Annotated in this window: 6 protein-coding genes; 5 read left to right on the top strand and 1 reads right to left on the bottom strand. The window is 54.8% G+C overall.

The features are described 5' to 3' along the window. The first annotated feature begins 477 nt into the window (after positions 1 to 477). From PQQ51_RS31100 to PQQ51_RS31080, 5 genes are all read left to right on the top strand, one after another. Complete coding sequence (locus tag PQQ51_RS31100; RefSeq protein ID WP_408501034.1) at positions 478 to 1692, top strand: Druantia anti-phage system protein DruA; 1215 nt, start codon at positions 478 to 480, stop codon at positions 1690 to 1692. A gap of 1701 nt (positions 1693 to 3393) precedes the next feature. Further along, positions 3394 to 5334: a hypothetical protein gene (locus PQQ51_RS31095; RefSeq protein WP_408501033.1), complete on the top strand. Its 1941-nt coding sequence runs from the start codon at positions 3394 to 3396 to the stop codon at positions 5332 to 5334. After that, positions 5316 to 6413: a Druantia-type antiviral defence protein DruD gene (gene druD / locus PQQ51_RS31090; RefSeq protein WP_408501032.1), complete on the top strand. Its 1098-nt coding sequence runs from the start codon at positions 5316 to 5318 to the stop codon at positions 6411 to 6413. The genes PQQ51_RS31095 and druD overlap by 19 nt, the downstream gene beginning before the upstream one ends. Next, a complete protein-coding gene (locus PQQ51_RS31085; protein ID WP_408501031.1) occupies positions 6391 to 11886 on the top strand; it encodes a DEAD/DEAH box helicase family protein in 5496 nt (1831 codons plus the stop codon). The genes druD and PQQ51_RS31085 overlap by 23 nt, the downstream gene beginning before the upstream one ends. A gap of 221 nt (positions 11887 to 12107) precedes the next feature. Continuing rightward, entirely contained in the window at positions 12108 to 13241 is a 1134-nt protein-coding gene (locus PQQ51_RS31080; RefSeq protein ID WP_408501030.1) for a GNAT family N-acetyltransferase, read from the top strand. A gap of 437 nt (positions 13242 to 13678) precedes the next feature. On the opposite strand, the gene PQQ51_RS31075 is transcribed toward PQQ51_RS31080, so the two are convergent. Continuing rightward, the coding region (locus tag PQQ51_RS31075; protein WP_408501029.1) for a hypothetical protein at positions 13679 to 14350 on the bottom strand (672 nt) is incomplete at its 5' end.

The raw sequence follows: 14350 nt of genomic DNA, 5'->3' as shown, positions 1-14350 counted from the left end.
CTTCTACAACGAGGAGCTTGAACCAAAGCCGGCCGATTGCTCTGTTGGCTGTTATCGATGATAGAGGGGCTGAAATCGGAGCGACGTACCCGAAGAACGTTCCCGACATACGACACCGGTTCGCTCGGACCATAGACGGCGATTGTTCCAGCCCGAAAGCGCGTAGCGTCCGAACCGTCTGTGGAGCGGTTCTGGATTTGACTGGCAGAACGCGCGCGTATCAGGACAGCAAGCTGCCACAAGGGACGCTGCCCCCTCGCACTGCGGCGGGCTGCAACGGGTCATCGCGTCGTCAAGCTCTCCGCTAGCGGGCAGTGTATTTTTGCCTCCACCGGCTGGCTATGGGGGGAGCGCCGACAGTTGCATGGAACGCCCCTTCCGATACCTCCATGCCATCGATGCCGACGGCGCCGTACCACATATAATGCGGGGCTAGGTTTGTGTAACAACGAACTCCATGTCGGAGAGAAGACGCGTATGTCCGCAGAAGTGAAAGGCACGATAATTCAAATCAATACGCGAGAGGCGCTTCTGAAGCGGAGGCTCCGCCGTCACTTGGCGTCGCTGGGGTATAGCCGTACCGAGAACGGCGAGCTCAAAGCTCCCGGTACGACCAAAGAGGTTATACGACAGTTGCACGGCCCGCAGCGTCGCGAAATCATCAGGACGCAGGCTGACTTCATCGAAAAACACCTGCCTCATGCCCAGCATTACTTCGCATCGGGTGCAGAGGTCAATGTTGAGAAAATTTGCCCCCGAATAGAACGAGTCGTGAGTGGCACTTGGCAAGCAAACTTGTTCCGCATAGCTTCGCTCACTTGGTCCGTGCCGGTCTCTAGTGGATTCGGAAGGCGATTGCGTTTCCTAGTCTGGGACGATAGCAACGACAAGTTGATAGGAATATTTGCCATTGGCGACCCTGTTTTCAACCTTTCGGTTCGTGACAGCCATATCGACTGGACGGTCGATGACCGTGCGCTGCGGTTGGTCAACATCATGGATGCGTACGTCCTCGGAGCAGTAGCTCCGTACAACATGCTACTGGGCGGGAAATTAGTCGCCTGTATCGTACGCAGCGTAGAGGTTTATGAGTCGTTTCTGCGTGAGTACGGAAACTCGGAAGGCATCATCTCTAAACAAAAGAAGCGGCCGCAACTACTTGCCGTAACGACCTCGTCATCGATGGGGAGGTCTTCGATTTACAATCGACTCAAGCTAGGAGGCGTCCAATATTTTCAGAGCCTCGGATATAGCGGAGGCTGGGGACATTTCCATATACCCGACAAACTATTTGCGGACCTACGCGACTACCTTAGAGAAAATGGAAACTTCAGCGCCGACCAACACGAGTTCGGTGACGGACCGAATTGGCGAATCCGCGCAATTCGCTCCGCAATGTCTGCCCTAGGATTCAAAGGTGATGTTTTAAAGCACGGTATTCAGCGCGAGGTATTTATTTCCCACCTTGCCGACAATGCAATTACAATCCTTCAAGGCGGTAAAGGAAGTCCGAAGCTTGATAGCCTTCGGTCTGTCCCCGAAATTGGTGACCTTGCCGTCGAGCGTTGGATGGTTGGACGCGCAGAACGGCGCCCGGAGTTCCTGCAATGGCAAAACGGCTCGCTTCCGCAACTTATAAAGTACAACGCACGGGCGCAACAACTTGGCGCGGAGCGGGCGCAGTACATCTGATTTAGCCCAATAGAGGCAAGGCAGATTTTCGGGGGCAAACGTTGAGAGAGGCGATTGACCGGATAGCAGGTATCGAGGTCGATGCACAACAGGCATCACACTACGGGCTCTACTCTTGTCCGGAGTGTCGTGCGCCCGTCGACCATCGACGAGCCGGAGGGGCAAGGTCGGCTCACTTTGCCCATGCTATTGGCACCGGCGAAGGCTGCTCTCGAGCGGTTGAGGGATACTTCGGCGGCTCACCCTTTAGGACCGACCCTACCGATGCGCGCGAGCGCCTCTGGGAAATTACATTAGGCCTTCGATTATCAGCAGGGCAGCGCCCGTTGGGATGGGGACTTGAGATAGCAATTCCTCTTGGCGATTGCAAGTCAGGCCATATTGTCGTCGATGTTGGCGGAAGAAGCGGCGAACTCAACTGCGCGTCAAACCGAGACGGATTCGGTCGTTTGTCCGCTGAACCCTCAGTCGCCCCGTACCGGGTGATTTCAATTAGTTCCACGCGCATGGACGTCGCGACCAACTTGGAGCGCACATGCAACGGGTTACGCGAGAAAGGCGTAACAGTGTTTGGCGCCGTGGGGCGGCCGGGCGACCATGTGCTTCCTCGATGTCGAGCGGCCTCTTGGGGTTTTACATACGTCTTCGTATGGCCCACACATCAATCGTTGGAAATCCCCGACGAGCTAGAGTTAGAACCGCTAAAGGCTTACGGCGAATGGACAGCCGCAATCGGTAGTCTGCCACGAGAGCCCGACGCTGCCGTCTCGCAGTGGATGGCCGAGAGCACTGCTCTATCGATAACCCCGCCACAATCTCGTATCAACTTGATTTGGCCGCCCACGGTGCGCGATGTTACGGCCGGTTACGCAGAGGCAGAATTTCAAGGGTCTCTGATTTGCTTTGCTGAACGGACTCAAGCTAACCAGAGGACTCCAGGGGCGCTGTTTGCAGAGTCTGGAGCGGACGTAAAGGGTGCTAACGCTTCCAGCGTTGCGCAACCATTCTTCCTAGTCACTCTGGAGCGAGAAAAGTCCATTCTGTTGAGCTATCGCGAGGAAGTCACTGCTCAGTTGATTGTCGAATGCGAAATCGCTACGCAGGCGGCAACCGCGCCGTCGGTCCAGTTCATCGGCATTGGTTCAGAGGGAGAAGTCACAAGGGTTGACTTGCTCGACGAGCGGGCGTTGTCATGGCTCCAGAGCGTTCGTTCTGGCGTGTTTAGCTTTCAGACGTTGGCAATCCCTCCCGGGATAGCTGGTCGCGTACTTACCCGCAACGAGGGCGAATGGACAGAATGTCTTCGTCTCGTGTCGTCAACGCGACAAGCTGACCATGACGGCCGTGTGAGGCTCGTGTCTAGTGCGTCAGAGAGCGAGCTTCGCGTCTTGCTCGTCGACAAGAGCAAAGACCTCCGTGTCGACTTCGATGCCTATGGCCATGCCTGGCTCCCGAGCCAAGTTTCCACATACAAGTCGGACGTGGTTCTTCCGCGCCACATACGCGAAAGGCTGACGGCCTATGCATTCCAGTTTCGACACGAGCGGCCCATGTCGGCCCTCCGAAGTGGCAGTTCAGACGCAGAGCTCATAGCTGCGTTTAGTCGCTCCAAACCTAGTCGCTCGAACGAGGCGATTCATCGCGTCTTGTCGGCAGAGTTAAAACGCCTACGAATCGAAACGCCATAGCGTGGTCAATAACATGGTATTTACCTTTTCAGCCGAAGCGAAGCAACGAATAGCCGAGTTGGGCGCCGGTCGAATCTCGGAGTTTTTGGACGAAATCTCACTGGTTCACAGGCAGCGAATTTATGAGCCACTGCCCGACATTCCGGGCTTTCAGAAAAAGAAGAACAATCCGAATCTGACGAGAGAGAAAGGTAAACGGCTTGCAACGGCCATCGCACATTCTGCTGACCCGAAGGCGAGGTCGGTTGGACTTGACTGGTCCGTCTACGGCGCGGCGTGGGCTTTCCGAGGGGTCAAGCTGTTCGGCGAAGGGTTCCCCAAGCCTCCGTTTGATTTTGCAAACGCTGATAGTGCAGCTTGCATAGCCTTCCTTCGGCAACTGGTGCCGGACGTCTATTCTCCACCGTGCCCAAGAGAAGATGTTCAACGCTTCGTAACATTCAGCGGCATGCGAATGTCCGATGAAGTGTTAAATTTTATTGCCTTGGTGCCGACGAAGATTGAAGTTGAACGTCAAAAAGCACTGGTACGAATCCAAGCGGATGTGGCGAAGCTGACATCCGAGTTGTCGGAAGTGAGTAAAAGCGTTGCGCAGCAACACGCAAGTATCGAACTAGTTCAGGCTGACGTTCGCCAGGCCACCAACGATGCCCACCAAGCCATCACAGAGACAACCCGAATCAGTTCGCAGGTTGAAAAGTTAAGCCATCCTGTAAGTTCCCCGCGAAACCAACTCGATAGTGATAGGTTTGCTGACACCCTTGAAAATCTGGAAGATAGTCACGCCCGACTGAATGCTCAGCTAGACGAACTGCGGAAGTCGCTCTCACGCGACAAATCGCAGACGGCAAAAACTGAGAAGGCAATAGAGGAAGTTAGGGCGAGTTACAAAGAGACTCAGCTTGCAGTCGCGCGAGCCGAGCAGCGGATTGAGGAAGCCGTGCGTCAGGTAGAAAAAGGCCGGGAAATTGTCAGCGGTGGAACATCTAACGATGACTTGGGGCTGCACCGCAATAGTGAGGTCGCTATCGCCGCTACGGCCCGCTGGACGCTCAGAGCTAAGGGACGTGAATCGGTCAACCTCTCATCATGGGACGAAGGCCTCACTGCAGTTGAACATAATCTAACCGCCATTGGAGTATTGCCCTCTTTTGCAATGGGCCTGTCGCGCGTGGTCGTTTCGAGTGCTGCAGCGGGGCTCATGTTGCAGTTGAAAGGCTCCGTTGCCGATGTAGTTGCTGCAGCGGTGGCTGAGGCGCTAGGCGGAGACAACCAGCTCGTATGGCAGGTACCGCTGGGTTTATGCGACGAGGCACTTGCACAGTCCTCGATGGCCACCCTAAGCGCTGCTGTGGGCAACGGAAAATGTTTGCTGATTCGAGGTGCAAATCGGTCTGCGTTCGAAATTTATGGCGGTGCTCTTCGAGACGTAGTACTCGATAGGACATTTAACTTTAGGGGGAGCAACTCGGACGCGTTGCTTGTGGCGACATGGGCGGAGGGGCCAGCGGTGATACCCGGCGGTACGCCTCTGCTAGAGCTCGGTCCCGTCATTGACGTCGACGCGGTTGATTGGAAAAGCAACGCTAAGTTAGCGCCTCTCAAGACGGGAGCGCTTGTTCTAGATGGCGCCGCTGTCCGTGCCACCGCCTCACGCAGCACAGAGGAGACAAGGCTCGCAATGGAAGTGGTCGATGCGATTGGGGTTCGACCGAATGCATTGTGGCGGCGTTCTTTCCACAAGTTCGTCAGCATTTTGTTCAATCTGCCGAACATGGACTACGTGCGAGATTTCGAGCTGGCTTCATTAAACTGGCTTGTGCCTTGGGCAAAAATGCAGGGGGGGGGCCGAGAGCAGGTGCAGAACGCACTCAAATCCATTTCGCCCGAGCATGCAAATCTACCTTCCATTGTTAGTGTGCTGAACGAGGCGGATTGGGCCAGTCAATCGTGAAAGTCGAATCACTGAACCGACAGCACGCCTTGGCACAAATTCGGAGAAGTCTTCAGTTCTCCGGAGCTGAAGAGACGCTCCTTGCCGCGATAGCGTCGGAACACATAAGGGCCATGGCTTCTGTAGCAAGTCAGCAAGGCCGTCCTATTGCGACTGCCACAATTACGAGATGTGTGACACCGCGCATCGCTCCGCTATGGGATATTCCCCAGAACGACACGGCTGCAATAAAGGAGTTCGTGCGCTCTGAACTTGCTTGTCTGGCGGAGATGGGTGAGATTCAGGCCCTACCCAATGGCCATTGGTCATCGACACCGCTCCGGAGTGTGGTCGTGAAGGATGGGGTAAGCCTTCTGCTGGGGGGCGGTCCGGTGCTGACGCTGCCTCAATCATTGCGCAAGTCAGTGCTCGTATCAGGTAGGACGCGCATCTTAATGTTGCCAACAGAATTGACGAATTCTGAAAAGATGCCTATCCGCCAACGCCTGTCTGATTGGCTACACCTGCCACATGAAAACGTGCGCAAATGGGCAGCCGAATTTTTGAAATCGAGAGTGACTGCCTTAGTGTCCGCAGAGGAAGTAGAAGGCGCACAAGTTCACTTCCGTGGTTATTGGCGAAGCGCACCCTATCAAGGCTGCGAAGACGGCGTCTATCTGACGCGGCGACGCGTGTCGATGCCTCGCGGAATGATGTTTCTTTACAGTATTTCTCGAGTCAAGGCCTCGGGGAACGGTGGTGTTTCGATTCAGGCGGACTTCCCTATTGAGAAAGACGATGCCCTTAGGCTTCAGTCTGGACTGAAACCAGTCCACCTGCCTCGCGAAAAATTCCAATGCGAGGTCAGCGGTAATACCTTAACCGTTACCTTGCCACGTCCACTACCGTGGCCTGAGAGAAGAGTCTTTGCGCTCGGATGGCTTGTGCCGAACGAATCAGGACAAGGTCGGTATCCAAAGAGATTTCTTCTTCACCCACGATTGCGTCCGCTGGTCGAGCGCACCTTGTCCGAGTTAAATATCGAGTTGGTCGATAAGCAGCCTTCTGGGGAACCTGATGAGCAAGAACGCAGAATCTAATAAGTACAGCGCACACGATACGGTGCGGGGGCTGCACGAAAGTCTATCTCTATACATCGAGGCGCAGTACCACATCAGGAATCCCAGCCTCATCGCTGAACGGAAAGCCTTGCTCGCAAAGCCCGAGGTAATCGCCCAACAGGCGTTTGTGGAGGCTACACCCGTCTATGAGTTCGGCGAAAAGTATCAGGAGCTGAAGATACCATCGGCCGTGCGAAGTGTGCTCGCCGCTATCGCGGAAGTGGGGCCTAACACGGGACTCTACCCGACGCCGTATAAACACCAGGCAGAGGCGTTAGAGAATTTTTTCGACGAGACCCGCACTGACATGGTCATTGCGACAGGAACGGGTTCAGGAAAAACCGAAAGCTTCCTCATGCCCATTATAGGCGCGCTCGCTTTGGAAGGTGCTGAAGAGCGTCTAGGTCGCAATAAGCACGGATGCCGGGCGCTATTGCTATATCCCATGAATGCACTGGTGAATGACCAGCTTGCGCGCATACGGCGTCTCCTCGGAAATTCGCGTGTCAACGGCCTTGTCAGTCAAGGACGTGCACGTCCCGTCAGATTTGGTAGCTACACTGGCCGAACGGCCTATCCTGGGCCACGTACAGATGGACGTGACACTACGCACATCGAGCCGCTGTTCGAAGAGTATTACAACAAACTGGAACAGCGCGCCGAGATAAAACAACAGTTAGAGACTATGGGCCGATGGCCTAGCAAGGATTTGCACGCCTTTTATAACGGCCAACTGGTCGAGACAAAGACCTACCAAACTGGCAAGAGAGTGGGTAAACAGTACAGGTCTCGTAACTGGAAGCTGCGGTTGAAGACACAACCGCTCGACAGGGAATTGATGACTCGCGACGAGATGCAGGTGACCTGTCCTGACGTGTTGGTCACTAACTACTCAATGCTCGAATATATGTTGATGCGTCCAATCGAGAGCCCCCTGTTCGAGCAGACTGCGGACTGGCTCGCTTCGGACCCGAAAAACGAGTTAATTCTCGTACTGGACGAAGCTCACATGTATCGTGGCGCCGGCGGTGCTGAGGTCGCCCTTCTTATTCGCCGGCTTATCGCAAGATTGGGCGTTTCGCGTGACAGAGTACGAGCTATTCTTACCAGTGCAAGTCTCGGGGAGGGAGAACAGGCGCGTAAGCAGGTCGAAGAGTTTGCAAACGACCTGACGGGATTGCAACCTTCAGCAGAAAAGCGATTCAAAGTCATTAGCGGTGCTAAGGAAAAAAGGGCCAAGGGGCAACCTGGGACATCTGGCGAGGCCAACGCGCTCAGCTCCTTCGACGTTAATGAGTTTAGTAATGTAGTTTCATCGTCTATCGACGCCTCCGCCCAAATTTCCCTCCTTGCCTCCGCACTGAACTGGCCAACACCGCCGAGTGCCGGCTCGGAACTAGCCGACTACCTTTACCAGCAATTGACCGGATTCGGACCTGCAGAATTGCTAATCGAGCTTGTTAGCGGTCGTGCGATGCGGTTGGACGAGTTGACGTCTATGTTATTCCCGTCAACGACTAGCTCCATGGGGCAGCGTGCCGCCGACGCGCTGCTCGCAATGTGCTCGCATGCAAAACGCAAGCGGGATGGGCGAGTTCTTGTGCCGACCCGTCTTCATCTATTTCATCGCGGCTTACCCGGTCTATTCGCATGCGTTGACGTAAATTGCAGTGAACGTCTCGCAACAAGCGATGAGGGCAGAGTTCTTGGACGATTCCACACCAAACCGTTGCTTTCCTGCACATGCGATAGCGGCGCACGTGTATTCAGCTTCTACACGCACCGAGATTGCGGAGCCGCGTTTATAACCGGGTGGGTCGATGAGAAGGTGAACTTCATGTGGAATGAGGCGGATGCTGTCTCGCTGCACGACGGGAGCCGAAAGCTTGTCCCGATTGAGTGTCTAGTTGAGCCGTCTGTTCACCCGTCAAGTCAATTTCGTCAGATGTGGCTTCATGTTGCGACTGGCCGATTGTTAGACAATCGGCCTAACGACGCTGCCGGCTTCATGCTGGTCAGAATTCCCGATAAGACCGTACAGGTTGATGAGGAGATGAAATTCGATGTTTGTCCTGTCTGCGTGAAGAAGACACGGCAGGCGAAGGATGAACCGTCGAAAATTATGGACCACGTGACTAAGGGGGAAGCGCCGTTTTCAACGCTCGTTCGTTCACAGATGCTTCATCAGCCAGCAAGTCGAAAGTGGGACCCTCGGCATCCGAACGAAGGTCGCAAAGTCTTGGTGTTCTCGGACGGAAGGCAGAAAGCCGCTCGCTTGGCGAGAGATATGCCTCGCGACATGGAGCTCGACCTGTTTCTTCAGGCGGTAGCAGTTGCCGTAAAAATGATACCCGTAGACCTCGAGGCAAAGCCGACGGGGCTTGTACTATATCTAGCATTCGTTGCGGCGTTGCGGCTGAAAAACCTCTCAATGTTCGACGTTGATGCCGACAAGATTACCAACCACATCGAGTCCTTCGTTAAAGACTACGAGGGGGATTTGGGAGAGGCGTTGCGTGAGGGTTATCCTCTTGGCGATGCCCCGTGGCGATATAGAATCGCATTGCTGAAATTGCTTTGCAGCAGCTATTACTCTCTCTCCGGAACAACAGTCGGGTTCATCGAGCCGACAAAGCGCGCAGCGAGAATCTTGCGTACTGGGCTGGCAACTCGAGGAGTGAATTTAGACGAAAGTGAGCTGCGCGCCTTGGCTGTCGCGTGGATACAGGGACTTTTGTCAGATTTTGCATTTGACCCAGACTTCTCGCCAATGCTTCGCGAGAAAGCAGCCGGGTTCCCGAGGCTTAGATGGGGCAGTAATGGGCAGTTTGAGCGTGCGCTAAGAACAGCCCTAACGGCACGTCTTGGCTTCGGCGCGGAAGACGTGGACGTCCTCGAGTCGGAGTTACGGTCCTCGTTGGCGGTTGAGAGAGGGGGCTACTTTGTTAACCCGAACTCTGTAAAGCTGACCATTGACCTCTCTTACTCTTGGATACAGTGCGATGACTGCACCGCACTCATGCCAATGGCTTTTCGTAACGCTTGTGCTTCCTGCGGTGGCGAAAGAATTCGGTCGGTTGACCCCGCCTCTGACGCATATCTTCAAGCCAGAAAATCCTTCTGGCGTGGGCCGGTTGAAAAGGCCCTGCAGGAAGGGGCTCGGTTGAATAATCTGTATGTTGAGGAGCATACGGCCCAGCTTTCAAATCGCGACCATAAGAGCGTTCACTCCACAACCGAGCTTCACGAACTGCGTTTTCAAGACCTTTTGTTGGAAGACAAAGACCTGCCAATCGACGTTCTAAGCTGCACGACTACGATGGAGGTTGGCATAGATATCGGTTCGCTGGTTGCCGTTGCACTGCGGAACGTACCACCTCAGCGCGAGAACTATCAGCAACGCGCAGGACGAGCTGGGCGAAGAGGCTCTTCGGTCTCGTCTGTGGTGACCTTCTCTCAGAATGGACCGCACGATAGCTACTACTTTTTGCATCCTAGCGCGATTGTTGCGGGACCCCCAAGGGCACCAGAACTAAAAATTGACAATCCGAAGATTGCGAAAAGACACGTGCATGCGTTTCTCATGCAGACCTATTTCCGAGAGGCTCAGAGAACTCTGGCCGCGAGTCCTACGTCTGCGCTTTTGATGAAGTCGCTCGGACCAACGCGCGGATTCTTTCACGGTCCCGAAACCGTTCCCAATTTGCGTGCTTTCGATGAATGGGTCAAGGTAAATGCCCTCTCAACACCATTCGAATTGACCACAGCAATTGCCAAATGGCTGCCGCCAGGCTTGAATATCGAGTCCCCGTCCCTATTTGATTGGGTCCACGAGACCACCGCATCGTTTTTGAAGACACTGACAGCGCTGGCATCCGAAGTTCCGCAGCAATTGACGCCAGTACCCGTCGAGGCTGACGAGGATGGTGCCAGTGACGACGAGCTTGAGCATGAAGACCTATTGGAATTTCTTTTTTTCCATCAATTGCTCCCGACGTATGCATTCCCCACTAGCCTATGCAGCTTCTTGGTCGAACGATGGGTGAAGAAGGAGCGATACTTTGAGGTGCGCCTTGAGCAACGGCCTCAACTGTCAACGTCGCAAGCACTGAGTGAGTATGCGCCCGGACGCCTAGTCGTCATCAATAAGAAGACCTACCGGTCTGGCGGTGTATTTGCTAGTACAGATTCGTCTGTAACCGACCGCGCTGAAAAGCTATTTGAGGACGCGACGGAACTAGTGACATGCGATGAATGCTCATATGTGCAAGACCCATACCACAAGGGTGTGACGCATAGTGACTGCCCGGTATGTGGTGGTGCGTTGAAAAAGGAGTTGATGATTGAGCCGGAAATGTTTGGACCCGAGGGAGCGATTGAGTTGCGTGAGGAGGACAGAGACCAAGACATAACTTATGCGACTATGGCTCAGTATCCGCAGCCCACTGGCGGCGAATCCTTTGTGTTCAACGATGCTGGTCCTTACCTCCGCCAGACGCACGCGGTGGACAAACGACTATTTACATTGAATAAAGGTCAGACGAGGGGTGGCGAAGCGCTTGGGTTCTCCGTTTGCAAGAAATGCGGATGTGCTGAGGTCTTCAACGAAGCAAGGCCGGCTTCAGGTAAGCATAAGCGCCCTTATTTGACACGTGGCAAAGACGCGCCGCGCGAGTGCGAAGGCCAATTTGAACGAACGTTCCTCGGCTATGACTTTAATACGGACTTGTTGCTCGTACGAATAAGACTTGTCGCGCCATTAATTACAGATTTGGGCTCGCGAAATGTAGTGCGTACCTTGGAAAGTGCAGCACTAACCATCTCTGAAGCTCTGCGATTGAGCGCAAGTCGGCATCCCCAATTGGACCTGGACCCGATGGAATTCGGTTCCGGCTATCGGTTGCTGCCTCCAAACGATTCCGATGACATATCGATTGACGTATACCTTTACGATACTCTTTCGGGAGGGGCGGGGTACGCAGAGCTTGCTGCCAAGTATTTTGACGACATCGTCAGGGACACGCTTGCTCTTCTTGAGGGTTGCAATTGCGATTCGTCATGCACTGACTGTCTAGACCATTTCCACAATCAACATAGTAAGGGAATGCTCAACAGGAACATCGGCTCTTCGCTGCTTCGTTACGGGCTAGAGGCTGCTTTTCCCGCCAGCGGTGACATGAATACACAGGCGGCTGCGCTTTCCATGCTCGCAGCAAGTTTGGAGCTTGACGGAATATCATGTCAGTTTGTGGTCCAAACGAGCACAGGTGTTGTGCCGTTGTTGCTCGAGCGGGCTGGCGAAAGCTTGGCTGTCGGAACCTATCCTGCGCTGCTAGCGCTCCCCGATTTCGAACTTCCAGTACAAAGTGCTGGGGCATTTTTTGTGAACGACCATGTTTTGGCGTCTGACCTGCCTGGAGTGCATGGGGCGATTCGAAAACTGCTGAACTAACGTAGCCGGCTGACGGGGTAGCGTATCATCGGCCGGCGCGCCCCCGTCCTCCCAAACAATGAGACGTGCCCCTGCGCGGTGTCCTGTCCATGACCTTGGTAGGCTCGAAAAACGGTTCCGGACACCTGCCTGGCGACGTCGCCTGAAGACTTTTCCCGTATCGGCGACAATGTTGACTATCGCCGCTATATGCGGGAAGGCCGTTCAGGAGCGAAGCCAAGGTGAGCAGCAAAGTCGAAATTCACGTTGTGGACTCAATCTCGGAAGTTGATGCGGAAGAGTGGAATGCGCTTTCTGACGGCAATCCATTCGTCCAGCACGAGTTCCTTTCAGCTATGCACGATACCGGTTGCGCAACCGTTCAGACGGGGTGGCAACCTTCCTATCTCCTGATGAGGACCGGGGCGCAACTCGCCGGGGCGATGCCGCTCTACGTGAAATCACATTCTCGTGGGGAGTATGTCTTTGACCATGCGTGGGCGGACGCCTTCAAACGGCACGGCCTTCGCTACTATCCCAAGCTGCTGTCGGCAGTCCCGTTCTCCCCAGTTACCGGCCCGCGTCTCATGGCGCTGACCCATGCGGACCGAGTGCTGCTCGCGCGCGGAGCGATTCAGTTCGCCAAGCAGATGGAGGTATCGTCCTTGCATGTCCTTTTCCCTCACGAGGCGGACCTCGAAGCCCTGACCGATGCCGGCTATATGCTGAGGGAAGGTGTGCAGTTCCATTGGGAAAATTTCGGCTACGAAAGTTTCGACGAGTTCCTGGCGAAAATGAGTCACGACAAGCGGAAGAAGGTGAAGCAAGACCGGCGTCGTGTATCTGATGCCGGCGTGACGTTCAGATGGCTACGCGGTGCTGATGTGGATGACGCGGCGCTCGACTTTTTTTACGAGTGTTACGAGAACACCTATCGCGAGCACTGGAATGCACCCTACCTCACGCGGGAGTTCTTCGAACAGATACATGCGACGATGCCTGATGCCATCTTGCTCGTCATCGCAGAAGTCGATGGTCAGCGGCTCGCCTGCGCACTCAACATCGTCGCCGGCGACACCATGTTCGGTCGATATTGGGGCACGAAGGAGTTTGTGTCCGGCCTTCACTTCGAGACGTGCTACATGCAGGGCATCGAGTATTGCATCGTTAATGGCCTCGCGACTTTCGAAGGCGGGGCACAAGGTGTTCACAAGATGTCGCGTGGACTGCTCCCCACGGCAACGTGGTCCGCGCACTGGGTTGCGGACAACAGATTTGCTCACGCCATCAGTGAATTCCTTGACCAGGAGACCGCAGCGATGGATGTGCACATCGGGGAGTTGGAAGCGCATACGCCATTCAAGCGGCGTACATGATGCAAGCCACTTGACCTACCCGTTCAAACTCCTTGAATTCGACGACCTGTGCGCCTACGCTGAAATGGTGGCGGAGACGAGGAGCACGCTCGAGTCAGGAGGCTGATATGGCATTTAGTTTTGCGGAACAGCGAGCACGCGTCTGCAAGGACATTGTCGAGCGTATGCTCCGCGAAGGTGAAAAGCGCCGAATGCCAGCAGGTGACCCTGACGCGTTGAGGGAGGTAGTGGCTCAAAGGATGGGACATACATCGAGCCGGTATCAGGAAGCCTTCAAAATGTACATGCACGTGGGGAAGGCTCACAAGAAACTGTAGCCCCTTTTCGTTTCATGTATTTACTGAGCCACGCGTTGGCACAAGTGATGCACCAGCCGCAACTGGCTGCCGCTCCCCTCTTTATCGCTGGTTACCAGTTGTTCGTTCTACTCCTCGAAGCTAACTTAGAATGGCGCGTTTGTCGCCGATTCTCGCCTTACGGCTTCGGGATTTTGCTTTGGCCGACTCCCGAATGTGCTGGTCTTGATAAGCAAGCCTCGCCATTAGTTGCTCAATCTCGATGGAGCTGGCGACCAGGTCGTCGTGTTGTCTCTCCTCGGTCGTCTGTTTCGTTGTTCGTCGTGAAGCTCGAATATAGGCGTGAAGGGAATTGCCGGTGGTGTGCCCCAGCTTGTCCTCAAAGTCCTGAAGCACATCTTCGCGTGCTGTCGAAAGGCCTTTACGCCGGCGCTTATCCATCGTCTCGTCCGCAAACTCATCCATCATGCCGCGCCGCAGCGAGTGATAACCAGAGCCCTTTGGCGCGCCTACGGCTTTGATTGCCTTAGCGAATCGATTGACAATAGTGTGGGCAGACAGAGGCGTCGCATCCCGGGAAGAAAGGAATATGCGATTCTGGCCGTTGCGTGGAGACTTTCCGGATGCAAGTATCAATCGGGCGCGTCCGCCGATTGGGCGGGTGACGCCTTCTTTCGAGAGTCCGCACGCGACTGCCCCGCGCGAGTCATCCGATATTCCGTCGTAAATGTAAGCGTTGATTCGAAGTGCCAGACTCCATGGGACGCCAAAGGCAAATTTATGGCCATTTTTTTGTACAGGTGGCGTGACGAG

Origin of the sequence: Paraburkholderia xenovorans (assembly GCF_046030735.1) — a bacterium.
Classification (GTDB): Bacteria; Pseudomonadota; Gammaproteobacteria; order Burkholderiales; family Burkholderiaceae; genus Paraburkholderia; species Paraburkholderia xenovorans_A.
The sequence above is the reverse complement of the archived record's forward strand: the minus strand, read 5'-3'. Positions and strand labels throughout refer to the sequence as shown.